At 67.7% G+C, this 25,611-nt stretch carries 34 protein-coding genes; 17 read left to right on the forward strand and 17 right to left on the reverse strand.

Translation table 11 applies throughout. The annotated features are described in order from the left end of the window. The first annotated feature begins 5 nt into the window (after nt 1-5). Nucleotides 6-464 (forward strand): acyl-CoA thioesterase, encoded by a 459-nt coding sequence (locus tag LJ725_RS25375; protein WP_230553748.1) that lies wholly within the window; start codon nt 6-8, stop codon nt 462-464. Here the strand turns inward: LJ725_RS25375 and LJ725_RS25380 are convergent. After that, entirely contained in the window at nt 461-880 is a 420-nt protein-coding gene (locus LJ725_RS25380) for a hypothetical protein (protein WP_230553749.1), read from the reverse strand. The genes LJ725_RS25375 and LJ725_RS25380 overlap by 4 nt on opposite strands. 164 nt (nt 881-1,044) lie before the next feature. After that, nucleotides 1,045-1,536 (reverse strand): DUF3833 family protein, encoded by a 492-nt coding sequence (locus LJ725_RS25385; protein WP_230553750.1) that lies wholly within the window; start codon nt 1,534-1,536, stop codon nt 1,045-1,047. A 113-nt stretch (nt 1,537-1,649) separates the two neighbouring features. Here LJ725_RS25385 and LJ725_RS25390 point away from each other — a divergent pair, with 113 nt between their 5' ends. Both LJ725_RS25390 and LJ725_RS25395 read left to right on the forward strand, forming a co-directional pair. Next, nucleotides 1,650-1,994, forward strand: a complete 345-nt coding sequence (locus LJ725_RS25390) for a hypothetical protein (protein WP_230553751.1) — start codon at nt 1,650-1,652, stop codon at nt 1,992-1,994. A gap of 60 nt (nt 1,995-2,054) precedes the next feature. Further along, nucleotides 2,055-2,651: a peroxidase-related enzyme gene (locus tag LJ725_RS25395; RefSeq protein WP_230553752.1), complete on the forward strand. Its 597-nt coding sequence runs from the start codon at nt 2,055-2,057 to the stop codon at nt 2,649-2,651. Nucleotides 2,652-3,116: 465 nt separating this feature from the next. Here the strand turns inward: LJ725_RS25395 and LJ725_RS25400 are convergent, their stop codons facing one another. From LJ725_RS25400 to LJ725_RS25420, 5 genes are all read right to left on the reverse strand, one after another. Continuing rightward, nucleotides 3,117-3,791, reverse strand: a complete 675-nt coding sequence (locus tag LJ725_RS25400; protein ID WP_230553753.1) for a nitroreductase — start codon at nt 3,789-3,791, stop codon at nt 3,117-3,119. A 106-nt stretch (nt 3,792-3,897) separates the two neighbouring features. Continuing rightward, nucleotides 3,898-4,434, reverse strand: coding sequence for a hypothetical protein (locus LJ725_RS25405; protein ID WP_230553754.1), 537 nt, complete (start codon nt 4,432-4,434; stop codon nt 3,898-3,900). A 101-nt stretch (nt 4,435-4,535) separates the two neighbouring features. Next, a complete protein-coding gene (locus LJ725_RS25410) occupies nt 4,536-5,753 on the reverse strand; it encodes an MFS transporter (protein WP_230553755.1) in 1,218 nt (405 codons plus the stop codon). A 98-nt stretch (nt 5,754-5,851) separates the two neighbouring features. Further along, a complete protein-coding gene (locus tag LJ725_RS25415) occupies nt 5,852-6,217 on the reverse strand; it encodes a hypothetical protein (RefSeq protein ID WP_230553756.1) in 366 nt (121 codons plus the stop codon). Between the two features lie 102 nt (nt 6,218-6,319). Further along, nucleotides 6,320-6,520: a hypothetical protein gene (locus LJ725_RS25420; RefSeq protein WP_230553757.1), complete on the reverse strand. Its 201-nt coding sequence runs from the start codon at nt 6,518-6,520 to the stop codon at nt 6,320-6,322. Nucleotides 6,521-6,702: 182 nt separating this feature from the next. On the opposite strand from LJ725_RS25420, the gene LJ725_RS25425 reads away from it, so the two are divergent. The 3 genes from LJ725_RS25425 to LJ725_RS25435 all read left to right on the forward strand — a co-directional run bounded on the left by LJ725_RS25425 (nt 6,703) and on the right by LJ725_RS25435 (nt 8,470). Continuing rightward, entirely contained in the window at nt 6,703-7,509 is an 807-nt protein-coding gene (locus LJ725_RS25425; RefSeq protein WP_230553758.1) for a M48 family metalloprotease, read from the forward strand. 90 nt (nt 7,510-7,599) lie between these two features. Next, nucleotides 7,600-7,938 (forward strand): ArsR/SmtB family transcription factor, encoded by a 339-nt coding sequence (locus LJ725_RS25430; protein ID WP_230553759.1) that lies wholly within the window; start codon nt 7,600-7,602, stop codon nt 7,936-7,938. A gap of 4 nt (nt 7,939-7,942) precedes the next feature. Beyond that, nucleotides 7,943-8,470, forward strand: a complete 528-nt coding sequence (locus LJ725_RS25435) for an SRPBCC family protein (protein WP_230553760.1) — start codon at nt 7,943-7,945, stop codon at nt 8,468-8,470. A 10-nt stretch (nt 8,471-8,480) separates the two neighbouring features. Here LJ725_RS25435 and LJ725_RS25440 read toward each other — a convergent pair whose 3' ends face one another. Both LJ725_RS25440 and LJ725_RS25445 read right to left on the reverse strand, forming a co-directional pair. Then, the gene (locus LJ725_RS25440) at nt 8,481-8,723 is read right to left on the reverse strand and encodes a hypothetical protein (RefSeq protein WP_230553761.1); all 243 of its coding nucleotides are present in this window, start codon (nt 8,721-8,723) and stop codon (nt 8,481-8,483) included. A gap of 3 nt (nt 8,724-8,726) precedes the next feature. After that, nucleotides 8,727-9,995 (reverse strand): hypothetical protein, encoded by a 1,269-nt coding sequence (locus LJ725_RS25445; RefSeq protein WP_230553762.1) that lies wholly within the window; start codon nt 9,993-9,995, stop codon nt 8,727-8,729. 230 nt (nt 9,996-10,225) lie between these two features. Between LJ725_RS25445 and LJ725_RS25450 the strand changes: the two genes are divergently transcribed. Both LJ725_RS25450 and LJ725_RS25455 read left to right on the forward strand, forming a co-directional pair. Further along, nucleotides 10,226-10,720, forward strand: coding sequence for a DUF421 domain-containing protein (locus LJ725_RS25450; protein ID WP_230553763.1), 495 nt, complete (start codon nt 10,226-10,228; stop codon nt 10,718-10,720). Nucleotides 10,721-10,878: 158 nt separating this feature from the next. Next, nucleotides 10,879-11,316: a universal stress protein gene (locus LJ725_RS25455; RefSeq protein ID WP_230553764.1), complete on the forward strand. Its 438-nt coding sequence runs from the start codon at nt 10,879-10,881 to the stop codon at nt 11,314-11,316. Between the two features lie 39 nt (nt 11,317-11,355). Here the strand turns inward: LJ725_RS25455 and LJ725_RS25460 are convergent, their stop codons facing one another. After that, a complete protein-coding gene (locus LJ725_RS25460) occupies nt 11,356-11,964 on the reverse strand; it encodes a hypothetical protein (protein WP_230553765.1) in 609 nt (202 codons plus the stop codon). A 232-nt stretch (nt 11,965-12,196) separates the two neighbouring features. Between LJ725_RS25460 and LJ725_RS25465 the strand changes: the two genes are divergently transcribed. Further along, on the forward strand, nt 12,197-12,772 hold the full coding sequence (locus tag LJ725_RS25465) for a hypothetical protein (protein ID WP_230553766.1): 576 nt from the start codon (nt 12,197-12,199) through the stop codon (nt 12,770-12,772). 16 nt (nt 12,773-12,788) lie between these two features. On the opposite strand, the gene LJ725_RS25470 is transcribed toward LJ725_RS25465, so the two are convergent. Beyond that, entirely contained in the window at nt 12,789-13,472 is a 684-nt protein-coding gene (locus LJ725_RS25470; RefSeq protein ID WP_230553767.1) for a CBS domain-containing protein, read from the reverse strand. A 222-nt stretch (nt 13,473-13,694) separates the two neighbouring features. On the opposite strand from LJ725_RS25470, the gene paoA reads away from it, so the two are divergent. The 4 genes from paoA (at nt 13,695) to LJ725_RS25490 (ending at nt 19,303) form a co-directional block, all read left to right on the forward strand. After that, nucleotides 13,695-14,342 (forward strand): aldehyde dehydrogenase iron-sulfur subunit PaoA, encoded by a 648-nt coding sequence (gene paoA, locus LJ725_RS25475; protein WP_230553768.1) that lies wholly within the window; start codon nt 13,695-13,697, stop codon nt 14,340-14,342. After that, nucleotides 14,339-15,289, forward strand: coding sequence for an FAD binding domain-containing protein (locus LJ725_RS25480; RefSeq protein ID WP_230553769.1), 951 nt, complete (start codon nt 14,339-14,341; stop codon nt 15,287-15,289). Before paoA ends, LJ725_RS25480 begins: the two co-directional genes overlap by 4 nt. 3 nt (nt 15,290-15,292) lie before the next feature. Beyond that, a complete protein-coding gene (gene paoC, locus LJ725_RS25485; protein ID WP_230553770.1) occupies nt 15,293-17,494 on the forward strand; it encodes an aldehyde oxidoreductase molybdenum-binding subunit PaoC in 2,202 nt (733 codons plus the stop codon). Between the two features lie 99 nt (nt 17,495-17,593). Next, nucleotides 17,594-19,303, forward strand: coding sequence for a B12-binding domain-containing radical SAM protein (locus LJ725_RS25490; protein WP_230553771.1), 1,710 nt, complete (start codon nt 17,594-17,596; stop codon nt 19,301-19,303). 220 nt (nt 19,304-19,523) lie between these two features. Here LJ725_RS25490 and LJ725_RS25495 read toward each other — a convergent pair whose 3' ends face one another. Further along, nucleotides 19,524-20,333, reverse strand: a complete 810-nt coding sequence (locus LJ725_RS25495) for a hypothetical protein (protein ID WP_230553772.1) — start codon at nt 20,331-20,333, stop codon at nt 19,524-19,526. Nucleotides 20,334-20,455: 122 nt separating this feature from the next. Between LJ725_RS25495 and LJ725_RS25500 the strand changes: the two genes are divergently transcribed. Then, a complete protein-coding gene (locus LJ725_RS25500) occupies nt 20,456-21,514 on the forward strand; it encodes an AraC family transcriptional regulator (protein ID WP_230553773.1) in 1,059 nt (352 codons plus the stop codon). A gap of 24 nt (nt 21,515-21,538) precedes the next feature. Here LJ725_RS25500 and LJ725_RS25505 read toward each other — a convergent pair whose 3' ends face one another. The 3 genes from LJ725_RS25505 to LJ725_RS25515 form a co-directional block, all read right to left on the reverse strand. Further along, nucleotides 21,539-21,961, reverse strand: a complete 423-nt coding sequence (locus LJ725_RS25505) for a hypothetical protein (RefSeq protein WP_230553774.1) — start codon at nt 21,959-21,961, stop codon at nt 21,539-21,541. A gap of 118 nt (nt 21,962-22,079) precedes the next feature. Then, nucleotides 22,080-22,550 (reverse strand): hypothetical protein, encoded by a 471-nt coding sequence (locus LJ725_RS25510; protein WP_230553775.1) that lies wholly within the window; start codon nt 22,548-22,550, stop codon nt 22,080-22,082. A 32-nt stretch (nt 22,551-22,582) separates the two neighbouring features. After that, nucleotides 22,583-23,008, reverse strand: a complete 426-nt coding sequence (locus LJ725_RS25515) for an Rrf2 family transcriptional regulator (RefSeq protein WP_230553776.1) — start codon at nt 23,006-23,008, stop codon at nt 22,583-22,585. Nucleotides 23,009-23,122: 114 nt separating this feature from the next. Between LJ725_RS25515 and LJ725_RS25520 the strand changes: the two genes are divergently transcribed. From LJ725_RS25520 to LJ725_RS25530, 3 genes are all read left to right on the forward strand, one after another. Beyond that, nucleotides 23,123-23,521, forward strand: coding sequence for a group III truncated hemoglobin (locus LJ725_RS25520; protein ID WP_230553777.1), 399 nt, complete (start codon nt 23,123-23,125; stop codon nt 23,519-23,521). Nucleotides 23,522-23,535: 14 nt separating this feature from the next. Beyond that, nucleotides 23,536-24,243 carry an alternative oxidase gene (locus LJ725_RS25525; RefSeq protein ID WP_230553778.1) on the forward strand — a complete coding sequence of 236 codons (708 nt, stop codon included), beginning with the start codon at nt 23,536-23,538 and terminating at the stop codon, nt 24,241-24,243. Nucleotides 24,244-24,323: 80 nt separating this feature from the next. Then, nucleotides 24,324-24,617, forward strand: coding sequence for a DUF1971 domain-containing protein (locus LJ725_RS25530; protein WP_230553779.1), 294 nt, complete (start codon nt 24,324-24,326; stop codon nt 24,615-24,617). 23 nt (nt 24,618-24,640) lie between these two features. On the opposite strand, the gene LJ725_RS25535 is transcribed toward LJ725_RS25530, so the two are convergent. Both LJ725_RS25535 and LJ725_RS25540 read right to left on the reverse strand, forming a co-directional pair. Then, on the reverse strand, nt 24,641-24,901 hold the full coding sequence (locus LJ725_RS25535; protein ID WP_230553780.1) for a GlsB/YeaQ/YmgE family stress response membrane protein: 261 nt from the start codon (nt 24,899-24,901) through the stop codon (nt 24,641-24,643). A 12-nt stretch (nt 24,902-24,913) separates the two neighbouring features. Then, nucleotides 24,914-25,432, reverse strand: coding sequence for a YidB family protein (locus LJ725_RS25540; protein ID WP_230553781.1), 519 nt, complete (start codon nt 25,430-25,432; stop codon nt 24,914-24,916). Nucleotides 25,433-25,611: the final 179 nt, after the last annotated feature.

Here is a 25,611-nt window from a genome sequence, read left to right on the forward strand (position 1 = left end):
TCGTGATGGCGGGCGCAAAGGCGGCGAAGGACGAGCGGCGGGACGATTACCGATGGTGGATGCCGGTCGCCAGCCGCTGGGCGGACTGCGACGCCTACGGCCACGTCAACAATGCCGTCTACTACAACTGGTTCGACACGGCGCTCACCACGCTGGCCATCGAGCGCGGCATCCTGCGCGCGCCCGGCCAGACCTCGATCGGCCTCTGCATCGCCAGCGGCTGCGAGTTCCTGGCCCCTGTGGGCTTTCCCGAGACGGTCGATGTCGGCATCCGGCTCGGCCGCATCGGCAACAGCTCGTTGCGCTACGAACTCGCCATTTTCCCGAAGGGAAGCGACACGCCGGCCGCGGTGGGCCATTTCGTGCACGTCTATGTCGATGCCGGGACCCGGCGAAGCGTCGCGCTTACGGAAGCGCAGAAGGCGTCGATGTCGGACCTGACAGCGGAATCCTTCGCCGGCTAGGCCAGAACGGCACGGGCCGATTCGGGCTTGCTCACGCCCTCGCCGGCCGCCACGGCGTCCAGCCACTTGCGCGCCCGTTCGACATCCTTGAACACCCGCAGCGGCCGATTGGAGGCAGCGAGGATGCCGAGCAGGCGGGTCAGGAGCAGGTGCTTGTCTTCCGGGATGACGATGGCGAGGGGGCCGTGCGTGTCCGTCAGGCCCTCGAGCGAACGCATTCGAACGCCGATGCCGAGAATGTCCAGAGGACCGATCCGGGTATCGCCGTGGGTGCCATCGAACATCTTGCGATAGCCGAGGGCGTTGCATCCCACGGCCACGTCGATCATCTCGTGGACTTCCGCGAGCTCGACGTCGCCGTCGCAGGTGGCCACGAACAGCTGCTGCCGCGAATCGATGGTCCAGTGCAGGGGCATGCCGAGGGTCCAGTGCGGAGACGACGCAAGTTGATGAGAATGAACTCGCCGCGAGCACCCGACAAGCCTGGGCATCACTTGCGTGCGCAACGCGTAAGCCGAGACTGGCTTGCGGGCGCGAATCCGCCACGCCTGGGCAGCTGCGCTCGTGACGTGGCCAGCCGTCAGATCCGCCGATAGGTCGCGTGGATGAAAGCGAAGGGAAGCCCCGCCCGCCCGGCGCTGGCGCGGACCATCACCACGCGCTCGTCGATGCGGTAGAACCAGTCGTTGAAGTTCAGGACCATGGACGACCGATCGCCCGGCTCCTCGCCCTTCTGCGGCGTGTCGCGCGTGTAGCGCCAATGAAAGGCACAGCCCCGCGCTTCCCCTTCAGCCTCGCCCTCGAGCCGTGGCTCTTCGCCCGCATAGCGTCCATCCGGCCGGCGGGCGATCCGCCAGGACAGCGTATCCTGCCGCCCGTCGTCGAAGATCCACGTCTCGGTGAAGGTGAGAAGCTGCACCGCCTCGTCCCAGGAACCGTGCGCCTTCACCGTGAAGCGTTGCTGCAGTCCTCCGGTCACGCGCTCGATGATGCCCCAGCCCTCCAACTCACCGACGAGGAAAAGCTCCGGCCGAAGCTCCGGCAAGGAGCCGGCAAAATCCTGAATGTCCATCCGCCTCAACGCAGCCGGAGGCACGCGCGTTGCGGGCGGCTTGCACCAGGCCGATCGCCTCCTATCTCTGTCGGACGACGTTGCGACCGCCGAGCCCCCAAGGAGATTCCGGCTTGCCCCTCAGCCCGTTCCTTTCCCTGCGTTCCCGCCGGAGTTTAGCCGCCATCGCCTGTCTGCTGGTGCTCGGGGCCTGCGCCCGGGAGATTGGCCAGCCGCTGGAGGTCGACGCCGTCGACCGGTTGAAGCCTGGACAATCGACCTATCAGGACGCCGTGGCGCAGTTCGGCAAGGCCACACGCGTCAAGGGCCAAGGCAATCGAATTGTGGCCCACTGGCATTACCTGAAGGACACGGACGGCGGGACCGAATATGACAGCTTGAAAATCCTGTTCGACGAGGACGGCCGCATGGTCCGCATCGTCGAACGCCTCGACAGCGACGACGAAGAAGAACGCTGAGGGGCGCGCGGCCGCCGCCCGCCGCCCCCTGCCGCATCACGAGAGTCCCGGAGCTCCGCCATGTCCGCGCCAGAGTCAGCAACCGCCGAAGCCGCCACCATCAGCCGCTTCCCCGTCCCGCGTCTCGCCGACCTGCCGGCCGACATTCGCGAGCGCATCGAGAGGGTGCAGGAGAAGTCGGGCTTCGTGCCCAACGTCTTCCTGGTGCTGGCCCATCGCCCCGAGGAGTTCCGCGCCTTCTTCGCCTATCACGACGCGCTGATGGACAAGAAGGGCAACCTCACCAAGGCCGAGCGCGAGATGATCGTGGTGGCGACCTCGAACCTCAACCAGTGCCAGTACTGCGTGATCGCCCACGGCGCGATCCTGCGCATCCGCGCCAAGGACCCGCTGATCGCCGACCAGGTCGCCATCAACTACCGCAAGGCCGACATCACCGCGCGCCAGAAGGCGATGCTCGACTTCGCGGTGAAGGTGAGCCAGTCGGCGCACCTCGTCGGCGACGCCGACATCGAGACCCTGAAGGGCCACGGCTTCGACGAGGAAGACGTCTGGGACATCGCCGCCATCGCATCCTTCTTCGGCCTGTCCAACCGCATGGCCAATGTCACCAGCATGCGCCCCAACCCCGAGTTCTACGCGATGGGCCGCGGCTGAGGCGCGTCAGCGAACGATCCCTCGCATCGTTCGCGATGACACTGCTGTCGGAAGCTGCACGGGTGCGCCGATGCGGAGGCGCGTGTCATTCTGAGCGCAGCGAAGGTTCCTTTGATTAGGATGCGACGACCGCGCGATCTCCGAGCTGCGGCATGGTGGTTGATCAGTCATCGTGAATTGCGGCGTCGTCCACATAGTTGCGGCGATGTCCGCGCGACGGTCACCGTCACCGCCTTACCCTGATGGTTGCCGCTGAACTCTTCGGCCGCGCCGCCTCGGCCATCGGCGCCCGGCTGTTCACGCCGCTGGGCCTCGGCAACCTCGCCGCGCTGGGGGGATCGCCGCCAACCTCGCGAACGTCGAGTTCGCGGCGCCGATCACGATCCTGGGCTTCGGCGCGATGCTCCTTGTCTTGCTGGTCGATCTCAGCGAGACAACGGCCGGGGCCGACGTGGACCGGGACTCTTAGTCGAACCCGACGTAGCGCACGAATTCCTCGGCAGGCACGCGCTCGGAGCGCACGGCGTTGGCCGCGAAGGACTCGTCGGGATAGCCCAGCGCCACGCAGGTCATGATCGCCTCGTCGTCGGGGATGCTGGCGACCTCGCGCACGATGTCGGAGCGGGCGATGCCCTGGCCGTTCACCACCGCACCGATGCCGCGGTTCCACGCGGCCAGCACGATGCCGTAGCACAGCGCGCCGAGGTCGAAGTGGCAGGTGGCGCCGGGATCGAGCACGCGGTCGTAGGTCAGCACCAGCGACACCGGCGCATCGAACTGGCGGAAGCCGCGCATCACCCAGTCCTGGCGCATCGCCTTGTCGTCGCGCGCGATGCCCATGGCGGCGAACAGCTGCTTGGCGATGTCGACCTGGCGCTGGCGATGCGCGCCCTCGTAGGGCCCGTGGGTGAAGATGTCCCGTTTCGACGGCTTGCCCGCCGCCATCTCCTCCATGTTGCGCCGGCGCACCTCGTCGAGCGGCGCGCCGGTCAGCACGTGGACGTGCCAGGGCTGGCTGTTCATCGACGACGGCGCACGCTTTGCGTCCTCGATGATCTCGTGGATCGTCGCCTTCGATATCGCCCTGTCCGCGAAGCCGCGCACGCTGCGCCGGCTGTGCACCAGTTCCTGGAAATCCATTCCGTCCCCACGCTCTTCGTATTGGAGAGGAGGATAGCAGGCAGGAAGCGTCAGGGAACGCGAGGACGCCGATCCATTTCCGCAGGGAGCAACGGGCGCGGCCGCGTCAGGGCAGGCAGATCGTGGGCGGACAGGAGGCGGGACGCACGATCTTGAACAGCGGCGGGATCACGTTGTTGGCCGGGCCTGGATTGGTCGGCGTCACGACGATGCCCGGCGCAATCTCGGGACCGAACGGCGGCTCTATGTTGGCGAACAGGACATGCGCGGTGCCGCCGGCAAACTCCGTCTCGAAGCGCTTGCTCTTCAACAGGAGCCCTTCGGTGTTGTTCAGCGGCAGCCAGTGCAGGCTGTAACGGCCGGGCACGATGTCGACCACCATCGCCTCCTTCGGATTGACCGTCCCGATCTTCGTCTCGTCGACGTATAGGTCCGCGGTGACGTCGTGCAGCGTGTAGGTGGTCAGGAGCGCGTGCGCCTGGTGCTTGCCGGTGAAGATGTAGAGACGCGCCCGGTCGGACGGCGGCGCGGCGATCCTGCGGACCTGCTGCTCGTAGTCCGCCGTCGCCATCAACGGCGCCGAGCGCGGCTGGCAGGCACCGACGGCCAGCGCCAGCGCCACCAGCAAGGCAAACTTTCGCATCCAGTTTCCTCCCGGCGCTTCTTCTAACGTGCCGGACGAATGTGACGCCAGCGGATTGCCGAAAAACTGCCGATCGGAACAACCCGGCGACGTATGGACGATCATTCGCGCGACGGCGGCACGGGTTCGCGCCGTTTCGCGGAGGCAATGCCTGCCGCGACGGTCGCGAAGACCATCGCCGCCGTGATGGCGGACAGCGCCGTCGACAGGGACACCGCGGTCAGCAGCGCGCTCGCGAGGATGACGCCGCACGCATTGGCGGTGCGCAGGAGGGCGAAGACCTCGGGCCGGCGGTGCGGCGGCGCGAGCGCGTCGAGCGCCAGCGAATAGTGCGTGGCGAGCGGCGCCAGCACGAGGCCGATCAGGATCGCGCCCGCGAGCGTGGTGGCGACGGAAAGACCCGAGGCGGCGAGCGCGGCGCCCGCGCTCATGACCAGCAGCTGCGCCACCACGACGCCGCGCGTCGCGCGCCGGTTGCGCACGCTGACCCACACGCCGCCCGCCACCGAGGCGATGCACAGCGGCACGGTGAACAGGATCGCGAGCGCGGGCTCGTAGCCGAACTTCAACGCCAGCGCGACGGCGCCGATCTCGATCGCGGCCACGGTCGCGCCGCCGGCCGCCGCGCACAGCAACCAGAGCAGGATCGCGGGCCGCAGGATCGAGCCCGCCCCGCGGCGCGGCGCCGCCTCCGGCGGAGCGGCCGTTGCCGGGCCGAGGTTGGGAACGAGCAGCGCCGGCAGCGCGCCGACCAGCGCCATCGCCACGATGCCGAGCACCGGCGAGATCGAGCCGAGTCCCGAGGCGACCACGGGCGCGGCCACGTAGGTGAGCTCGTTCAGCGTCGCGGAGATCCCCAGGGCGCGGGACAGGCCCGCGGCGGGCGCGATCCGGTTCAGCACCGCGCGCAGATAGCCATAGGCCGCACCGTTCACCAGCCCCGCGGCGGCGGCGAGCGCGATGAGCCAGGCGAGCGAGACTCCGGAGGCGGCGCTTGCGGCGATCGCCACCAGCGCCACGGTGCGCGCGATCACCAGCAGCCGCAGGAACGCCGCCATCGCGAAGCGGCGGCCGAGCCGCGTCAGGGGAATGGCGCCGGCCACCTGCGCCAGCGTCATGGCGAGGATCATCGCCGCGCCGCCGCTTGCGTCGCCCGTGAGGGCGACGGCCACCAGCGCGAAGGCGACGGGGCCTGCCGCCTGCGGGAAGCCGAGCGTCGACGAGGCGATCGCCCAGCGCGCGAGCGTCCACCGGCCGGGCGGCACGCTCTCCGTCGCTGCGGCCATCGTCTTCGCGCGTGCTGGATCGCCGGTCGACATGACGCGTCCCGTCTACACAGGTGAGGCGGACGCGCCAATGCCGGCGCCCTCCTCCGCGTGACGGAAGGAGCGCGCGCCGGACGTCGATTCGGTTCTGGTTAGGCGGCGGCCTGGAAGCGCCGCGGCGGCATCGCCTGGGCAATCTTCAGTTCGCGGGCAAGTTCGTCCAGCGTCAGCATGCCGGGACGCAGCAGCAGGCGCGCGACGCCGGAATTGCGGCGGTTTTCCTCGGGCCAGATCGCCCGGCGCGCCAGCGCGCGCGAATCGTCGTACTTGCTCGCACGCAGCGCGATGATCGACGCGGCCAGGCAACGCTGTTCCCACTCGCCGAACGGGCCGACGCCGCGCCCCAGCGCGTCGAGGATCGTGGTGATGGCGGAAACGGCCATCTTCTTCTTGTCTTCGGAGGAGAGCCCTTCGGAGGAATGGGCCAGCGACTTACGCAGGGTTTCGATATCGGACATCGGCACCTTATAACCGCTGAAACGCGGCTGTGAAGTGCGACGACGAGCCCTTCGCTGCGGCAAGGTGTCGAATGGAAATCGCCTGGCAATCAGGCGCGGCGATCAGGCGTGCCGCAGCGTGCCGCGCAGCTGTTCGACGCTGGACTGCGTGGCCACGATGCGGCCCATCAGGTTGACGCGCCGGATCACGAGGCTGGTGTTCCGAGGATTGACGTTCAGCGCCTTCGACAGATCGTTGAGATCGTCGCGCAACTGATTGAGGCCCTTCTCGAGCTCGGCAAGTCTTCTGTCGTCCCTGGTCACCGGCAACCCTCGCAACCGCTGTGGACAGAATATCACGGACGGCCGTTTCCGGGACGCACGCGGCGCCGCCCGGTTACGATTGATACAAAACAGGATGCCGGCGCGGGCCGTCGTTGACTCGCCGACATACCTCTGGGTAGCGTGCGCCGGGACGCTGCAACCACGGGCAGCACGGGGGAGCTATGAAGAGGCGATCTTTCTTCGCGCTGGGCGGCGCCTGTGCTTTGTGCGGTTGCGCGGGGGCCGTGCATCAGCTGCCCCAAATCAACGACAACAACCTCAGCCTGGCGCAGAGCGAAGTGAAGGCGTCGGGTGGGCCGCCGGCGCGCCGCGAACTGACGGACGAACAGGTCAACGACATCATGGCCTCGGCCCTCGCCCGTATCCGGCCGACGGCCCAGCAGATGTGCGGTGAGATGAACGTCGGCGTCTGCAACTGGAATATCACCTCGTCGCAGAGCCGCGCGATGAATGCCGGCGCGGGCTCCAACGGGCTGATCTACGTCAATCGCGGCCTCGTCGAATACACGGCGAACGAGGAAGAAGTCTGCATGGCGTTCGGTCACGAGATCGGTCATCAGGCAGCGAACCATATCGCCAACAACCAGACCAACCAGAGGACCGGCGCGCTCATCGGCGCGGTGCTGGGCGCGGCGGTCGGCGTCGCGACCTCCAGCACCTACCTGCCCCAATCGCTGATCACCTCGATGACGAGCACGGGCGCGCGCGCCGGCGGGTCCGTCGGCCGCATTTCCTTCTCGAAGTCGCAGGAGCGCGAGGCCGACTATCTCTCCGCGGTGATCCTCTATCGCTCGAACGTCGATCTCGACAAGGCGCGCGGCCTGCTGGTCACCATGGCGCGCGCCTCCGATCGCAAGGATACCGGCCTGCTCGACACCCATCCCGCCGGCCCCGAGCGCCTCGCCGCCTGGGATCAGGCCGTCGCCCAGATCCGCGCCTCTAAGGGCGCGCTGCCCGCCCGAGCGTAGCGCAGGCAGTGTCGTCCGGCGGGGCGCAATAGTTATCCATTCGTGAAACTGTTATTGACCGGGATCGGGCATCGGTTAATACTTTCTCATATGGCTAAGTATTCATCCGATCTCGACGGTGCTTTCGCGGCACTCGCCGATCCGACGCGGCGGGCGATTGTCAGCCGGCTGTGCGAGGGACCGCAATCCGTGAGCGAACTCGCCCGGCCGTTCGACATGGCCCTGCCCTCGCTGCTGAAGCACGTGCGCGTGCTCGAGCAGAGCGGGCTGGTCAGTTCCGAGAAGACCGGGCGGGTGCGGACCTGCCGGATCGAGCCGCGCGCGCTACAGGAAGCGCAATCGTGGATCCACCGGCACGTGACCGAATGGGAGAAGCGCCTAGACCGGATGGAGGCCCACATCCACCGCATGAAGACGAAGAGGCATTGAGACCATGAGCGATTCCTCCCCGAAGGACGCTGCCCGACCGGCCACTTCCCCGTGGCGCGACTGGCCGCTCGACCGCGAGATCGTACTCACGCGCCTGATCGATGCGCCGCGCGAGCTGGTCTATGCCGCGTGGACCGACCCGGAGCAGATCCGGGCCTGGTTCGGGCCCGAGGGCTTCGCCGTCGAGACCCACGCCATCGACCTCCGGCCGGGCGGCATTTGGCGTTTCGACATGGTGGCGCCCGACGGCACACGCTACGGCAACCGCATGGTCTTCCTGCGCCTCGAAGCGCCATCCTTCATCGAGGTAGAGCACGGATCCGACAAGGATCCCGATCCTGACCGGTTCCACATGCTCGTGACCTTCGACCAGCAGGGCGACGGTAAGACGGTGCTGACGCTGCGCCAGATGCACCCCTCGAAGGAGCGCCGCGCCACGGCCATCGGCTTCGGCGCCGTGGCTTATGGCGGCCAGACCCTGGACAAGCTGGCCCGGCATCTCGCGACGCGCGCCGGGTCGTCACGCGGCTAGGCAGGAGAGGCTAAGCCTCCTCCTCCTCGCCCTCTTCGTCGCGGATCGCGATGGCGTCGGCGAAGCGCTTGGCGACGGCGGGAAGGCCCGCTTCCTCGGCGGCACGCACGCCCTCGCGGTTGGCGGCGAGGCGGTGGAAGTCGTCGGGAGCGGCGGCAGCCAGCGCCCTCTGAAGCAGGTCGATCGCCTCGGGATATTTTTTCTGTTCGCGCAGGGCGCTCGCCACCCTGACAGCGTCATCCAGACTGCTCATGCTTCACCTCGCTGATGCGAGGCTATGAACGTCGCGGCCCGCCGTAAAGTTGCCGCGCGCCAGTTCGCCGAACAGCTCGATCATCGCCGCGACGCCGGCGCCGCCGCGAAAGCCCAGCGCCGCGCGCAGGAACGGCGCACCGTCCTCGGGGTTCGGCTCGACCAGTTCGTAGCGGATGCCGCGAAAGCCGAACGAGCCGCCCTTGGTCGCCACGATCCCGCGCCGCCCGACTTCGTGTTCGACGCACGCCAGCAGGCGGCGGTGGGCCGCAAGGTCGCCGTCGCGAAGCCGCAGCGCGCAGAAGGCAGCGGGCGGCGCGGTCTCTGAGACAAGACAGGGATGGCAGTCGGGCTCGAAGACCGGCGAATCGCGGCCGATCGCCTGCGCCAGTGCCGCGTTGTGGGCGAACAGGCGCTCGGTGTAGCGGCGGAAGTAGTCGCGATCGAGGAACCACGGCGCGGAAAGCGCGCCCAGCTCGTCGAGCGTCAGGCCGGTGGCGGTGAGGCCGCGGATGTGGCGCAGCTTCTCGGCCAGCGCCTCGGGATCGAGCCCCGAGCCCTCGCGCACCATGAGCTGCACGATGCCGACATTGGCCAGCTCCAGGCCGGCCTGGTCGAGCTTCAGCCCCGAGCGGAAGACCGCGGCGATCGCTCCGTCGTGGTGTGCGAACCACGGGGCGAGATCGACCGCCGGCCCGCTCATCGTCGTGTCGAGCAGCAGCACGTGGCGCACCCGCGGCAGCGCTTCGGGTCGCGCGACCTCGAAGCCGCCGCTGCACGCGGCGGGTTCGCCGATCAGCAGGTCGACGTCCTGCACATCGAAGGCACTGGCCTCCGCCGGCACGCGCGGCAGCACGCTGCGCGGCCACAGGTCGAGCAGCGCCTTGGTCTCGAAGTATCGGCCGGCGTGCCGGGTGCGCAGCGTGCCATCCCGCGCGGTCGACAAGGCGAGATGCAGCAGGCAGGCCAGCGCCGCTTGCCCGCTGCGGCAGAGCACGCGCAGCGAGCGCCAGCCGGGCGGCGTGGGATAGTCCTCGCCGCCGCGCTGCTCCAGCGCCGACACGTCGAGATCGCGTTCGTAGCCCAGCGACACGCGGCTGCCGCAGGGCAGGCGCGCCACCGTGCCCGCGCACGGGCTCTTCAGCTTGGGATCGGCCTGGCGATGGGCACGCGCGAGACAGTGACGGCGCAGCTCGAGCGCCGCCGCCTCCAGCTGCTGCTCATCCGCGTCGTCCTCGAGCAAAAGCGGAGATGCGTCGATCCGCGCCGCCAACGCCCGCAGGTCCTCCGCATCTTCTGCCGCGCCGCTGCCACGCGCCTGTGCTTCTAATTCTGTTTCCAACATGCGGCCACAACGGCCTCGTCCCGACAGCGCTGCGGCCGCGGCAACGCACTGCCCCACGTTGTCCGCTTGCGGACGAACCTCGCCGGCCGAGCGCGCGAGCGGGCAACGTTGAGCAGCCCATGACGTTGATGCCGCGCGCTGGAGCGGAGGAGCGAGCAGTGCCTGGGCTGTTCTCTATCGACTGGCGTGCCATCTTCATGCCCGAACTAGGGCTGGCCGAGCTGCTTGTTCGGGGCGTGCTGATGTATGTCATCGTGTTCGTGCTGCTGCGGCTGGTGCTGCGGCGGAATGTCGGGGGCATCGGCACGATGGACGTCCTCGTGATTGTTCTGGTGTCGGAAGTGGCCGGCCAGGGGTTCCTGCCCGACTCTCGCTCGGTGATCGACAGCGCCATCGTCATCCTGGTGATCCTGTCGTGCAGCTACATCATCGAGTGGCTGCAGTACCGGTTTCCCGCCTTCGAACGCCTGACCCGCGACCCCAAGCTCAAGCTGGTCGAGGATGGACGCCTGCTTCGGAACAACATGCGTCGTGAATTCGTCACCGAGGAAGAGTTGATGGCACAGATCCGCGAAGAGGGTTGCGAGGACTGCCGCGAGATCAAGGCCGCGTACATCGAAGCCGACGGCCGCATCAGCATCATCAAGCGCTGACCTGCCCCAGGCGCGAACACTCACAGTGGTCGCGAGAGCATGCGCCCGCGCCGTACGCCTGCGGCTGAGGTGACCGCAACTTGCGATTGACCCAGATCAATATGGCGGGCCGGCAGTACAGGTAGCATCGCGGAATACAAGGAGGGAGGATTCAGATCATGTATCGGCACATTCTCGTTCCCACGGACGGCTCGGCGCTCTCTATGACGGCCGTCCAGAATGCGATGGCATTCGCACGCGATGCAGGCGCAAAGGTCACGGTCCTGACCGTGCTGGAGCCGTTCCAGATTTTCTCCATGGACAGCACCCAGCTATCAGACACGAAAGCGGAATACGAGACTCACGCGCGCCAGGCGGCCGACCGCCATCTCGCGGAAGCTGGCAGCGCGGCAAAGGCTCTTGGCGTGCCGCACGAACTGGTACAGGTCACACAGGCCTTGCCTTGGAAAGCCATCATCGACGTGGCGAAAGACAAACAATGCGACCTCATCGCCATGGCCTCGCACGGCCGTCGCGGCGCGGCAGCGCTCATCCTGGGGAGCGAGACCGTCAAGGTCCTTACCCACAGCACAATCCCCGTGCTGGTGTTTCGCTGAAATTCTCCGCGCCTCACACCGCAAGGTGTGAGCGCGGCTTCAGCGGTGCGGCGGCTCCAGCGCGGCGCTCTGCAGGTCGCTTTCGGCACCACACCGGCGCACTGCGGCGATGACGCTCCGGCTGTCCGCACCGCGCAGGTCAATGACGGTCTCGCCGTCGAAGGCGTCGGAGTCACGGCCAGGCTCGGCGACGAGATCCAGCCGCAGCTTCATCACCTGGCCTTCCTGCAGCGAGTCCAGAAGCCGATCCGACACCCCGGGAAACATGCGATCGGTCTCGTCGGCCAGTACGACATGGTCACCCGCGAAGAGGATGTCGATCGGGAAGACCCTGCCATCGATCGAGACTTCCGCGCGCGGGTTGGTCTTCAGCCGGTCGGCCCTGGCGTTGGCGGGAACGAGTGGACCCTCGTTGGACAAGTAGAGCTGAAGCTGCACGACCCGACGCTCATCGGCCTGCTCGCAGGCGAGAACGACGGTATCGATGTTGAAGTCGCTGGTGCGGGGTTCGATGAAGGCGTAGCTGGGTGTAACTACATCACGCTCGACGGTCCAGGTACCGCCTTCCGCCCGCAGCGGTCCGCCAAAGGCCAAGGTCAGCGCCAAGGACGCCAAGCCTGTTCTCGCGATCTGCAGCAGCCTACGCATGAGGGCTCCTTCCGATGGTCGATACGCTAGCCTGACGCCTCAAGGCGGGATGTGATGCAGATCAAACGACTGCCTCATGGGAAGGTTTCCTGCTCGCCACAACCTGCGAGCCATTCGCAGCCGAAACCTTTCCCGGCCGGCGACGTTGGTTCGGTGCCGACCACAAGGCACGCACAGCTATGGCGCGGATGCAGTCGTACCTGTCTATGTCGGCCTGTTTGGAGGTCCCTGTATGAAGCCGATCAGCCTGGCGCTCGCCCTCGTGTGTTTCACGACGTTCGCGGCTCCTGCCTCCGCCCAGAATCCAGGCCACGGTCGTGGCGCCGACAAAGCCGACAAAGGCGGCCCGAAGACAACCGGGCAAGACGGCCCCGGACAGGGTCGCGGGCAAGGACCGGACAAGGTTCAGTCCCCCGGAAATCCCGGCCAAGGTGCGGCCGGGGCAGCGCCGGGGAATGGTCCAAACCCGGCTTCCGCACCTGCCGTCATCGTTACGGATCGCGACCGGACGGCGATCTACGGCTACTACCAACCGCTGTACGCAGCGGGCAATTGCCCGCCCGGTCTCGCGAAGAAGAACAATGGCTGTCTGCCCCCGGGTCAGGCCAAGAAGCTCTGGGCAATCGGCCAGCCGTTGCCGACCAGCGTCGCTTTCTATGCGCTGCCCGGACCCCTCCTCGGCCAGCTTACGCCGGCGCCCGCTGGCTACCAGTATGTGCGCGTCGCCAACGACATCCTGCTCATGGCCATCGGCACGCGGCTGATCGCCGGTGCCATTGCCGATCTCGGCGCGATGGGAGCCATGTAGCTCGTCGCCGGTGGGCTCAAGTACCCATGCCCACGCTGGCAGGCATCGTACGCAGGTGAATCTTGACGCGACGCACGCCGGGAATGTTTTCGGCGGCGACCCTGTAGGCCTGCCGCACCGCGTCCCCCTCGACGAATCCCCAGAGATGCACCACGCCGTCGCTGACGACGACGGTGGTGGGCCAGCGCGAAGACCAGGGCTGCCCTTCGACGGCCTTCGATACTGCGTCGCGCAACGCCTTGTCGTCGGTCGGGGAAGCGGTTGCTGCACCGTCCGGTTCACGCGAAAGCAGCGCTTCCAGCAGGTTGGCCCTGCTGACGATGCCCACCAGCAGCCCGTCGCGCACGATCGGGATGCGCTTGACCTTGTGCTTTTCGATAAGGGCCACGAGGTCGCCCAGCGTCGCATCGCCCGAGGCGGTTACGACGTTGCGCGTCATCACGTCGGCGACCTTGCGCGCGTGTGTCGCCACGAATTCACGGGCGGCGTCGGCGTTCGTCTCGAGTAGGCGCCCCAGCCAGGATTTGCGCGAGCCGGTGGCGAGCTCGGCGCGATGGATGAGATCGGCCTCACTCACGATGCCGTGCACATGTCCCTCGTCATCGACCACCGGCGCAGCGCTGACTCGCGCGCCGAGAAGCATCTCGGCGGCATCGAACACCGTGTCCTTGAGGTTCACGCTGACGATGTTGGTCGTCATGATCTCGCTGGCTCGCATCTGGGTTCCTCCGCGGATGGCGCCCGTCCAACATGAGCTCCCGGCAGGCAATCCGCCTTGCGCCATGTCAAATGCCGAGGCCCCCTCCTCGCAGGCGGCACGCGCCGATGTGGCAAGAATGCCGCGCAACGATCGCATCGCGCCGTGCGTTTGGCCGACGCAGCGCCATCCATTGCCGGCGCCCCCTCAGAAGGAGAGCCAGCCATGGCAAGCCCCCCGCAACAGGAGTTGCGCCGCCGCAGCATGATCGCCGCAGCCGCGACCACGGCAGCGATCGGAACGGTTCCAGCCGCCCTGGCACAATCTTCCGCCGAAACGCCGCCAGAAGCCGCGAAGGCCACGACGCTCAAGGTGTCGTTCACCGTGAACGGCAAGCCGCGCGACCTCGAACTCGATCCACGTACCACCCTGCTTGACGCCCTGCGCGAGGGGATGAACCTCACGGGGACCAAGAAGGGCTGCGACCACGGCCAGTGCGGCGCCTGCACGGTGCTGCTGGACGGGCGGCGCATCAATTCCTGTCTGACGCTCGCCGTGATGCATCCCGGCGCCGACATCACAACGGTGGAGGGACTGGGAACGCCCGACAGGCTGCACCCGATGCAGGCCGCCTTCGTGAAGCATGACGGCTACCAGTGCGGCTACTGCACGCCGGGCCAGATCTGCTCCGCCGTCGCCGTACTGGCCGAGATCGAGGCCGGCATTCCGAGCCACGTCACCACCGACCTCAATGCCAAACCGCAACTCACCGGCGCCGAACTGCGCGAGCGCATGAGCGGCAACATCTGCCGCTGTGGCGCCTATTCCAACATCGTCGACGCGATCACCGAAGTCGCGGGGAGCAAGGCATGAAGCCCTTCACCTACGAACGCGCGGGTTCGCCCGCGGAGGCCGCGGCGGCGGCGGCGCGCCGGCCCGAGGCGAAGTTTATCGCCGGCGGCACCAACCTGCTCGACCTGATGAAGCTGCAGATCGAGACGCCGGCGCATCTGATCGACGTGAACGGGCTGAAGCTCGACACGATCGAGCCGACGCAAGAAGGCGGCCTGCGCATCGGGGCACTGGTGCGCAACACCGACCTAGCGGCCGACGAACGCGTGCGGCGCGACTACGGGGTACTGTCGCGCGCGTTGCTGGCCGGCGCGTCGGGCCAGTTGCGCAATCGCGCGACGACGGCGGGCAACCTGCTCCAGCGCACGCGCTGTCCCTATTTCTACGACACCAACATGGCGTGCAACAAACGCCGGCCCGGCAGCGGCTGCTCGGCGATCGGCGGCATCAACCGCCAGCATGCCGTGGTCGGCGCCAGCGAGGCCTGCATCGCCACCCATCCCAGCGACATGGCGGTGGCGATGCGCGTGCTCGACGCCAGCATCGAGACGGTGAAGCCGCAGGGCGCCACCCGCACGATTTCGATCGCGGAGCTGCATCGCCTGCCCGGCGACACGCCGAACGTCGAGACCGTGCTGGAAGCCGGAGAACTGATCACCGCCGTGACGCTGCCCAGGCCGGTCGGCGGCTCGCAGCAGTACCGCAAGGTGCGCGACCGCGCCTCCTATGCCTTCGCGCTGGTGTCGGTGGCCGCCATCGTGCAGCCCGACGGCAGCGGACGCGTCGCGCTGGGTGGCGTGGCGCACAAGCCGTGGCGCCTCGACGCCGCCGACGCGGAGATGCCGCGCGGCGCCAAGGCGGTCGCGGGCAAGCTGTTCGCGGACGCCAAACCCACGGAACACAATGCATTCAAACTGCCGCTGGCCGAGCGCGCGCTCGCGTCCGTGCTGGCCGATGCGAGGGGCTGAGCCATGAAATTCGACACGCCCGCCACCACCAATCCCATCGACCAGCTCAAGGTCGTCGGCCAGCCGGTCGACCGCATCGACGGCCGCTTCAAGACGACCGGCACCGCGCCCTATGCCTACGAGCGTCACGACGCGGCACCCGACGCGGCCTATGGCCATGTGCTGGGCGCCGCCATCGCCAAGGGTCGGATCCAGTCGATGGACCTCGCCGCCGCCAAGGCAGCGCCCGGCGTGCTGGCGATCGTCACGGCAGAGAATGCCGGCAAGCTCGGCAAGGGCGAGTACAACACCGCCAGGCTGCTGGGCGGGCCGGAGATCCAGCATTATCACCAGGCCATCGCGCTGGTCGTCGCCGAGACCTTCGAGCAGGCGCGCCATGCGGCGGGGCTGATCAAGGTCGAGTATGCGCCGGCCAAGGGCGCCTACGACCTCGCCGCGTCCCGCGACAAGGCCAAGCCGGCCGGCACCGACGACGAGCCCGCCGACAGTTCGGTCGGCGATTTCGACGGCGCCTTTGGCGCGGCCCCGGTAAAGCTCGATGCCACCTACACGACGCCCGACCAGGCCCACGCGATGATGGAGCCGCATGCCAGCACCGCCGCCTGGAACGGCGACAAGCTCTCGCTGTGGACCTCGAACCAGATGATCGCCTGGAGCGTGGGCGATATGGCCAAGACACTGGGCATCGCCAAGGACAGGATCCACCTGATGTCGCCCTATGTCGGCGGCGGCTTCGGCGGCAAGCTGTGGGTCCGCGCCGACGCGCTGCTCGCCGCCCTGGGCGCGCGCGCGGCGCGGCGGCCGGTCAAGGTGGCGCTGCAGCGTCCGCTGATGTTCAACAACACCACCCACCGTCCGGCGACGATCCAGCGTCTGCGCATCGGCGCGACAAGGGACGGCACGATCACGGCGATCGGTCACGACAGCTGGTCGGGTGACCTCCCCGACGGCAAGCCGGAAACCGCCGTCCTGCAGACGCGGTTGCTCTATGCCGGCGCCAACCGGCTGACGCGGCTCAGGCTCTCCGAACTCGACCTGCCCGAAGGCAACTCCATGCGCGCGCCCGGCGAGGCGCCCGGCATGATGGCGCTCGAGATCGCCATGGACGAGATGGCGGAGAAGCTCGGCCTCGATCCGGTGGAGTTCCGCATCCGCAACGACACCCAGGTCGATCCCGAAAGCCCGAAGCGCAAGTTCTCCCAGCGCCAGCTCACCGAATGCCTGCGCACCGGTGCCGAGAAGTTCGGCTGGGCCGCCCGCAGGAAGCCGATGCAGGCACGCGACGGTCGATGGCTGGTGGGGCTCGGCATGGCGGCGGCCTATCGCGGCGCCCCGGTCATGAAGTCGGCGGCGCGCGTGCGGCTCGATGCGCGCGGCATCGTCACGGTCGAGACAGACATGACCGATATCGGCACCGGCAGCTATACGATCATCGCCCAGACCGCGGCGGAGATGATGGGCCTGCCGCTGCAGAAGGTCGTCGTGCGCCTGGGCGATTCGACATTCCCGGTGTCCGCGGGCTCCGGCGGCCAGTTCGGCGCCAACTCCTCGACCGCCGGCGTCTATGCCGCGTGTGTGAAGCTGCGCGAGGCGGTGGTGAAGAAGCTTGGCCTCAATGCCGCCGACGCGCAATTCGTCGACGGCGAGGTCCGTTCCGGCAGCCGGGCGATCGCGCTCGGCGACGCGGCCAAGGGCGGCGAGCTGGTTGTCGAGGACGCGATCGAGTTCGGCGACCTTGCGAAGAAGTACCAGCAGTCGACCTTCGGCGCACATTTCGTAGAGGTCGGTGTCGATGCCGCGACCGCCGAGGTGCGCCTGCGCCGCATGCTCGTCGTCTGCGCCGCCGGCCGCATCCTTAACCCGAAGTCCGCGCGCAGCCAGGTGATCGGCTCGATGACCATGGGTGCCGGCGCCGCGCTGATGGAGGAACTGGCGATCGACGCGCGCCACGGCTTCTTCGTCAACCACGACCTCGCGCACTACGAGGTGCCGGTGCATGCCGACATCCCGCACCAGGAGGTGATCTTCCTCGACGAGACCGATCCCATGTCCTCGCCGATGAAGGCCAAGGGCGTGGGCGAACTCGGCATCTGCGGCGTCGCCGCCGCCATCGCCAACGCCATCCACAACGCCACGGGCATCCGCGTGCGCGACTACCCCATCACGCTCGACAAATTGCTGAAGGACATGCCCCTGCCCGCATAGAAGAAGCAAATCGGCATTCTCCCCTCGTCCTTTGTGTCCCCCTTCCGACATTTGGAGGGACGCGCCTGTTCGGACGGCAACTTATCGGCTGCCCGGTCATTGGTCTCTTGGCTGCAGGGGAGCGCCCACATTCCGGATGAACGCTGCAACGTCCTGCTGGTGTCGCCGCGCTTTCCGGCCACCACCTTCTGGAACAACAAGGCACTCAGCGAGGTTGGCGGCGCGCGTCATACCGCAATCCCACTGGGCCTGCTGACGGTCGCAGCGCTTCTGCCTTCCAGCTGGACCTGCCGGATGATCGATCGAAATGTTGCCGATGTCGCGGAAAGCGATCTCGACTGGGCCGATCTCGTGATGACGGGCGGAATGAACGTGCAACGGCCCGACTGCCTCGAACTGGTCGGGTTGGCGCAGCGCAGAGGCAAGCCCGTGGTCGTCGGCGGACCTGATGCGAGTTCCGAGCCTCACGTCTATGCCCATGCCGACTTCGTCGTGGTCGGCGAAGCCGAGACCGTGATCCGCGATTTCATCGCCGCCTGGGAAGCCGGCGATCGGAGCCGCACCTTCACAGCGGAGAAGTTCAAGGTCGACGTCACCACGACGCCGGTGCCGCGCTATGACCTGCTAAAGCGCGGCGACTATCTCTATCTCGCCGTCCAGTTCTCGCGCGGCTGTCCCTTCACCTGCGAGTTCTGCGACATCATCGAGCTGTACGGCCGCCGTCCGCGCGTAAAGACGACGGCGCAGATGCTGGCCGAACTGGAGGCGATCCGCCGCAGCGGCTACCGCGGCCATGTCGATTTCGTCGACGACAATTTCATCGGCAGCAAGAAGGCGGTGAAGGAATTCCTGCCCGCGCTCATCGCCTGGCAGAAGCAGCACGACTACCCGTTCAACTTCTCGACCGAGGCGTCGGTCAACCTGGCCGACGACGAGGCGCTGCTGGCGCTGATGCGCGAGGCCGGTTTCTTCGTGGTGTTCGTCGGCATCGAGAGTCCGGACGGCGATACGCTGGTGTCCATGCAGAAGAAGCAGAACACCCGCCGGGCGCTGAGCGACAGCGTCGCGCGAATCCATCGCCACGGGATGTTCGTGATCGCGGGCTTCATCGTGGGCTTCGACAGCGAGATGGCAGGCGTCGCCGACGGCATGGTCGACTGCATCGAGGATGCCGGTATCGCGATCTGCATGGCGGGGCTGCTCACGGCGCTGGCCAACACCCAGCTCACGCGGCGACTCGAACGCGAGAACCGTATGTTTCCCGAGGACTGGACGCAGAAGAAACTGCGCGAGGGCGGCGACCAGTGCCTGCTCGGGCTCAACTTCGAGACGCTCCGGCAGCGGCGCGACGTGCTTGCCGACTACAAGAGCGTGATCGATCGCATCTACACGCCGCAGGCCTTCTTCGGGCGGGTGAGCCGCGCGGCGCGCCAGCTCGACTGCTTCTGGCCCGCGCGCCAGTCGATACCGGGCGCGAAGCCGCCGTGGCGCGTGCTGGGCCTCGGCCGCGGCGACTGGATCTCGCTCTACCGGCTGCTGCGCGCGGCGATGCGGCACCATCCGCTGCTGATCGGGCATTACGTCAAGGCGCTGGTCGACTGCCACCGCGTCAATCCCGGCGCGCTCCAGGCGGTGGGCACGATGGCCGCCTTCTATCTCCACCTCGGCCCCTTCGCGCGCGTGGTGTCGCGCGAGATGGCGCGGCAGATTGCCGAAATCGACGCGGGAACGTGGCGCTCTCCCGTCGTCGCGCGAAAAACCGGCGCGTCCCGCGAGGAAACGCGCGCGCGCGACCGCTTCGCGACCTGAGGCCATCCGCGCTGGTCGCCGCTTCTCCCCTTGACCCGAGCCGATCCCGCCGACGTGATCCAGGCGACGCGGCACGGGGGCTTTTTCGGGACAGCCGTGACCGCCGGGCGCGGCGTCAGTCGCGCGTCTACCGCAGCCCCTCCATCATCGCCTTGATCGAGGCCGGTGTGACGCCGGTCTCGCTGAGGTCAGAGGTGATCGCCGCTCGGCATGCAGGCCACTACCGCTGGCCCGGGTTGTGCTGGTAGTTGCCTTGGAACTGGTCGAGAACGATAGTGTTGGGCGGGTTGGCGTCGTAGCTGGACGACAGGGTCAATTCCCGGTCCAGCGTCCGGACCCGGTACCGCCATCCCGCCGGCAAGGTCAGGCGCTCCCCAAGGGTCGCCAGCCTCTCGAGGGAGTTGGCAGGATCCACTTTCAGGGAGAGGCTGAACATCGTGTAGACCTCGCCCTCAGGCGTGATCAACTCGTGCACCTGCTCACCGGCATTGAAGATGAAGGTATTGGTGCGCTTGGAAACCAACGGCCGGTAGGCCGGCGGCGCGGTGGTGACGAATGCCTCCAGATTGGGAACTTCGAAGGTTCCATATAGATAGAAGGTGATCGAGTTCATCACCCGCGGCGCACAGTTGTTGTAGGCGATGCCGGTGACGCCGTTCGCCACGAAACGCCGGGGCCCGTTGAAGAAGACACCGTCGCTGCCAAACTCATGCCGCAGCGCCTCGGCGTTCAGTTCCCGGAACCGCGCATCCGTCACCTCGCCGGGCGCTTCGAGCGGGCTCCCGATTGAGTTGAAGTAATTGCCGCTCCCGCCCGGTCCGCCGGGAACGCGGTTCATGAACAGCACTTCGTAGAAGGCCCTGCCACGCCAGTTCAGCGCGCGGACCTCGCAAGGATCCTTCAAGGCGGTCGATGGCGGAGGCGCCGCTGTGGTTTGCGCGATCGCTTGCGAGGCGGGGGCCGAAGCCACCGCCACGACCAGCGCGGCCGCCGCGAAGAACGCACGCGATACGTTGAACTTTCTCGCCATTATCGGTCCTCTCCAAGGAACCCGAGACTATCCGCCCAGCCCTCCCGGGACTTGTCCTTTTGCGCCACCGCTGCAATAAACCGCGCGACGGCGGCGCATGACGGGCTGACGGGCCACGACCCATGATCAATGATCTCACCGGCTTTCCCATCCTGCAGGAGGGCATGCTGCGCGCGGCGCCGCTCGGCGCCCTGCCGCGCGTCGTGGCGGACTTCGGCCTCTCCTTCGACGCGATCTGTGCGGAGCTCGGCCTGCCGGCCGAAATGGTGGCGGACCCGGAGGCGCCCGTATCGATCGAGGAGGCGGGACGGCTGCTCGCCGCCTGTGCCCAGCGCACTGCCTGTCCCCATCTCTGCCTGCATGTCGGCGAATCGTTCGGGCTCGACACGCTGGGCGCGATCGGTTCGCTCGCGCGCCAGGCGGTCAGTGTCGGCGCAGCCCTGCGCGGGCTGATCCTGGCGCTGCACCTGCACGACCGCGCGACCGTTCCCGATCTTGCCGCGGCCGGCGACACCGCCATTCTCAGCACCGTGCCCCTGGCTGAACTGGCCGCCGGCGGGCCCGAGGTCGCCGACCTCACGATGATGGCCTGCCACAACCTGGTGCGCGAGCTGGCCGGACCCCACTGGCGGCCGCGCGAAGTTCAGCTCGCCCGACGCGCCCCGGCCGATCCGCAACCCTACCGGCGGATCTTCCGGGCGCCGGTCCGCTTCGACGCCGACCACAATGCACTGGTCTTCGACCGCCGCTGGCTGTCGCGGCCGGTGCGGAATCGGAACGACGCGCGCACCGAGGCATTGGCCGAGATGGCGAAGGCACACCCGGTCGATCTGCCGCTGCGGGTGCGCCGCGCCTGCGTCACCGCGATCGTGATCGGCGACGCCAGCGTGGGGCGCCTGGCCAAGCTCGCGGGCTTCAGCCATCGCTCGCTCAATCGCCACCTCTCGGTCTTCAACACGACCGCGCGCTACGAACTGCAGCGCGTGAAGCTCCAGATGGCGCGGCAGCTGCTTGCCGCCACCGACCTTCCGGTGCGCGAGATCGCGGCGATGCTTTCCTACAGCGACGCCGCCGCCTTCACCCGTGCCTTTCGCAGCCGCGCCGGCAGCACTCCGGCAGGCTGGCGCCGCCGCGAGTACAGCCCGGAAGCCGCCACGAGGCCCCGTCCGCGGGATCCCTGAGCCGGTACGGGAACGGCCAGTCCATCAGCCGTCGCCGCGGGGAGGGCCGTCGATGTGCGGCACCGGCGTACTTGCCCGGATGGCCGGGGACTCCAGCCACTCCATCGCCTTCGTACGATCCGTGAAGATTCGCATCGGTCGTTTAGCGGCGGCCAGCATGCCGAGGACACGCGAGAGCAGCACGTACTTGTCGGGCGGCAGGACGACGGCCAGCGGTCCCATCGGACCGCTTGCATGCAGCTCGCGCATGCGCACGCCGAAGGAGAGGATGTCGACCGCAGTCAGCCGGGTGTCGCCGGCGCTGCCGTCGAACATCTTGCGATAATGCAGGATGTTCGACGTCGCGAGCACATCCAACATCCGATCGGCATCCGCCCGGTCGACGAAGCCCTCCGCTGTGGCGATGAAGAGAGACCTGCGTGAATCGATGGTCCAGTGCAACGGCATGGCCTACGACTCCGCCGGACACGGGAACGGAGCCGGCGCAGGCGCGACGGCGCGTACAGTGAACATGACAATGACCCTCGGTCGTGATTCGTGCGGGAAATCCCCCTACAGGGGCGAATCAGACGACGGATCTCGGCGGTTTCCTGAGGCCTTCGGGCATTCGGCCGAGGAGCGGGACCGGCTCGGCCGCGAAAAACCCCCGTGCGCTGACCGGAAAGGAACGCTCCGCGAGCGAAACAACAGTGGCGCTCTTGCCGCCGACGCACTGCGCGTTCTTGCAGCCTGCGCCGCAACAGCTCCGGTCAGCCATCGAGACGACGGGGCCGGGGTGCACCTGGGTTTCGCCGGCGATGGCCGGAACCTCGTCGAACGCGACCGGCAAGTGCGTCGCGTGGACATGAGCGAAGACCATAGCCGTGGTGCGCGACGCCGGGACCTCGGCCTCGAGCGGCGGTGCAGGCGAGGGCTCACTGGTGGCGTGCATGTGCGGATGGCAGGGCTGAGCCTCGGCTGTGCTCGGCAACAGGCACGCCCAAGCCGCAAGGACCAGGACGCCGAGAAGCAGCACGAGGGTGGGCCGAAAGAACATCTGGACGCAGGCTAAGACTTTGCACTGGCAATTCAAGAGGCCTGGATGTCCAGCAGGCGCATAAGTTTCGCGGGACGTCGGACCAGATCACTCAGTGTGTAACGGTCGAGCACCGCCATGAAGGCGGCCAGCGCCTCGTCCAGCACGCCGGTGAGTTCGCAGGCCGGGGCGATCGCGCAGGCGCCGCACTCGACCAGGGCGAACCCCTCCTCGGTCTGGCGGACCACGGCGCCGACGCCGATCCGATCGGCCGGCCGGGCGAGGCGGATGCCGCCGGCGCGGCCACGCACGCCCTCGATGTAGCCCGCCTTCCCGAGGTCGTGCGCCACCTTCATCAGATGGTTCTGCGAGATCCCATAGGCGCGGGCGATCTCGGCGATCGAGCAGACCCGGTCGGGCTGGGCGCCGAGATAGGTCAGCACGCGCAGCGCGTAGTCGGTGTAGCGGGTCAGGCGCATCGGTCGGGTCCTGCGACACGTTGGAGAACGGGCGTTCATAATACATGTATTGGCTTTACATGTTTAGTCGAGGATAATATATGTATCAAAGATACATATTTTGTGGAGCGGGCGATGGACGGCCTGGACGGTGAGATCGACGGCGTGGACGAAGCGGGCCTGGCCCGCCTCGTGGATCGCTTCTACGCCGCCGTCCGCGCCGATGACATGATCGGGCCGCTGTTCAACGACGCCATCCACGACTGGCCCGACCACCTCGGCAGGCTCGCCGCCTTCTGGTCGTCCCTGATGCTGGGCAGCGGCCGCTACAAGGGCATGCCGATGGCCGCGCACCTGCGGCACCGCGACCGCATCACGCCGGCGATGTTCGACCGCTGGCTCGCCTTGTGGCGCGAGGCCACCGAGGCAGAGATGCCGCCCGCGGCCGCGCGCTCGATGCAGGCCAAGGCCGGCCGCATCGCGGAGAACTTCAAGCTGGCGCTCGGAAGCCGGGCGCTCGCGGGCATACGCTGAGCAAGGAGAGTGTCATGACCATCGCCCACCAGACGGCCCCCCGGATCCCCGAAGTCGATCTCGGCGTGCACCACAAGGCACGCGGCTTCGGCGACCGGCTGGCCTACGGCTTCACGAAGACCCTGCGCTTCTGTGCCGACACCTTCTTCGCCAGGCGCTACGGCCATCGCGCCATCGTGCTGGAGACGGTGGCCGCGGTGCCCGGCATGGTCGGCGCGACGCTCACACACCTGCGCTGCCTGCGGAACATGTGCGACGACCAGGGCTGGATCCGCACGCTGATGGAGGAGGCCGAGAACGAGCGCATGCACCTCATGACCTTCATCGAGGTGGCGAAGCCCACGCTGTTCGAGCGCTGCGTGATCCTCGGCGTACAATGGGTGTTCTACCTCGCCTTCTTCACACTCTATCTGGTGAGCGCGCGCACGGCGCACCGCGTCGTCGGCTACTTCGAGGAGGAGGCGGTGATCAGCTACACCCACTTCCTCGCCGAGCTGGACGAGGGCCGCACGGCCAACGGTGCGGCGCCCGCCATCGCGCGACACTACTGGAAGCTGCCGGACGACGCCACGCTGCGCGACGTGGTGCTGGTGGTGCGGGCCGACGAGGCCCATCACCGCGACGTCAACCACGGCTTCGCCGACGTGCTGGCTGGCCGCCCCACGGCGGTGGCGACGGCCCCCTACCCCACCCATGCCGACGACATCCGGATGGCGGCCTAGGGTGAGCCAAGCCCGACCGGGGTAACGCCCGGACATAGCCTCCCGCACAGGGTGGGAAGTGTCGACGGAAGAGGTACCAAATGTTCCCGCCAGCGCCCTACCGCACGACGCCGGTGTTCGACGAGACCACGCTTCCGGAGGCGCTGAAGCGTGAGCATCGCACCAAGGACGGCGTATGGGGCGTGATCCGCCTGCTCGAGGGCGAGTTGAAGCTCGTCCTCACGGACGGCGGCGGCGAGACCATCCTCACGCCATCCTGCCCTGGCGTCATTCACCCGCAGCAGGCGCATCGCGTCGAGCCGTTGTCGAAGCTGCGCATGCAGGTCGAGTTCTACTACCACGATCCCACGCTCGGGCCGGCCGAAGCGGCCTGAAGTGCGGGATCGGGGCTCAGGGCTCAGGGCGTAGGCCGGCGCGACGCAAACCGGTTCCAGATGAACAGGACGAGCAGCGCCCCCAGCGTAGCGGCAATGAAGCCCGCCCCCTGATCGGCGCGATACCAGCCAGCCGCCTGGCCGAGAAAGGTCGCGACGAAGGCGCCGGCGATGCCCAGCAAGGTGGTCAGCAGGAACCCCGACGGCTTGTTGGAGACGGGCGACACGAGACGGGCGACGATGCCCGCGACGAAGCCGATGACGACGATCCAGAGAAGGCCCATGGCGTTGCTCCGTCAGCCGGTCTTGTCCGCGGGGCTGTCCAGCTCGCCGGGCGCCGGCAGACGCCCCTGCGGCGTCAGCTCGTCGACCGCCGCCGGCAACTGCAAGGCGAGGCCCGCCAGGAGCTGCTCGCGCGTGAGCCCCGTGCGCTCGCTCAGGAACTCGATCTGCTCGGAAGTGAGAACCCGGCCAAGTTCGCCCGGACCGATCTCCTTGTTCGCGTCGCGGCCGATCCAGGACTCCGCGACGTCCGATTTGCCCGCGCCCTGGAACTGCTTCAGCAGGTCGCCCAGCCCGCCATTGAGGATCGAACCCAGGCCGCCCTTCCGGGCATTGCCGAATGCGTCCTTCAGTAAGTCCCCCAATCCCGCGCCGGCCGGCGCCATGCCCGGCCCCGCGGGCTTGCTCGCGCTAAAGCCCTTGACCGCCTTGTAGGCGAGCAGCCCCAGCAGGGCCATGGTGATCGGCGACATGCCGCGCCCGCCGCCGTGCGGACCGTTGCGCATTCCCGTCAAGACATCGAGCAAACCCACGGCACGCCTCCTGTTCTGTGCGGGCAGAACGTCGGCGTCGGCGCTTCGTTGCGGCCTTGGCGTGTCGTGGCTCACAAAAGAGCCTGCGGTGAATAATCTGCGCGAACGGAAGTGCAGCCTTGCAGTTGGAATAGTCGCTGATAATGAGGAAAAACGAGTCGAGCGCTTCTGGGGGGAGA

The organism is Reyranella aquatilis (assembly GCF_020880995.1).
Lineage (GTDB): Bacteria > Pseudomonadota > Alphaproteobacteria > Reyranellales > Reyranellaceae > Reyranella > Reyranella aquatilis.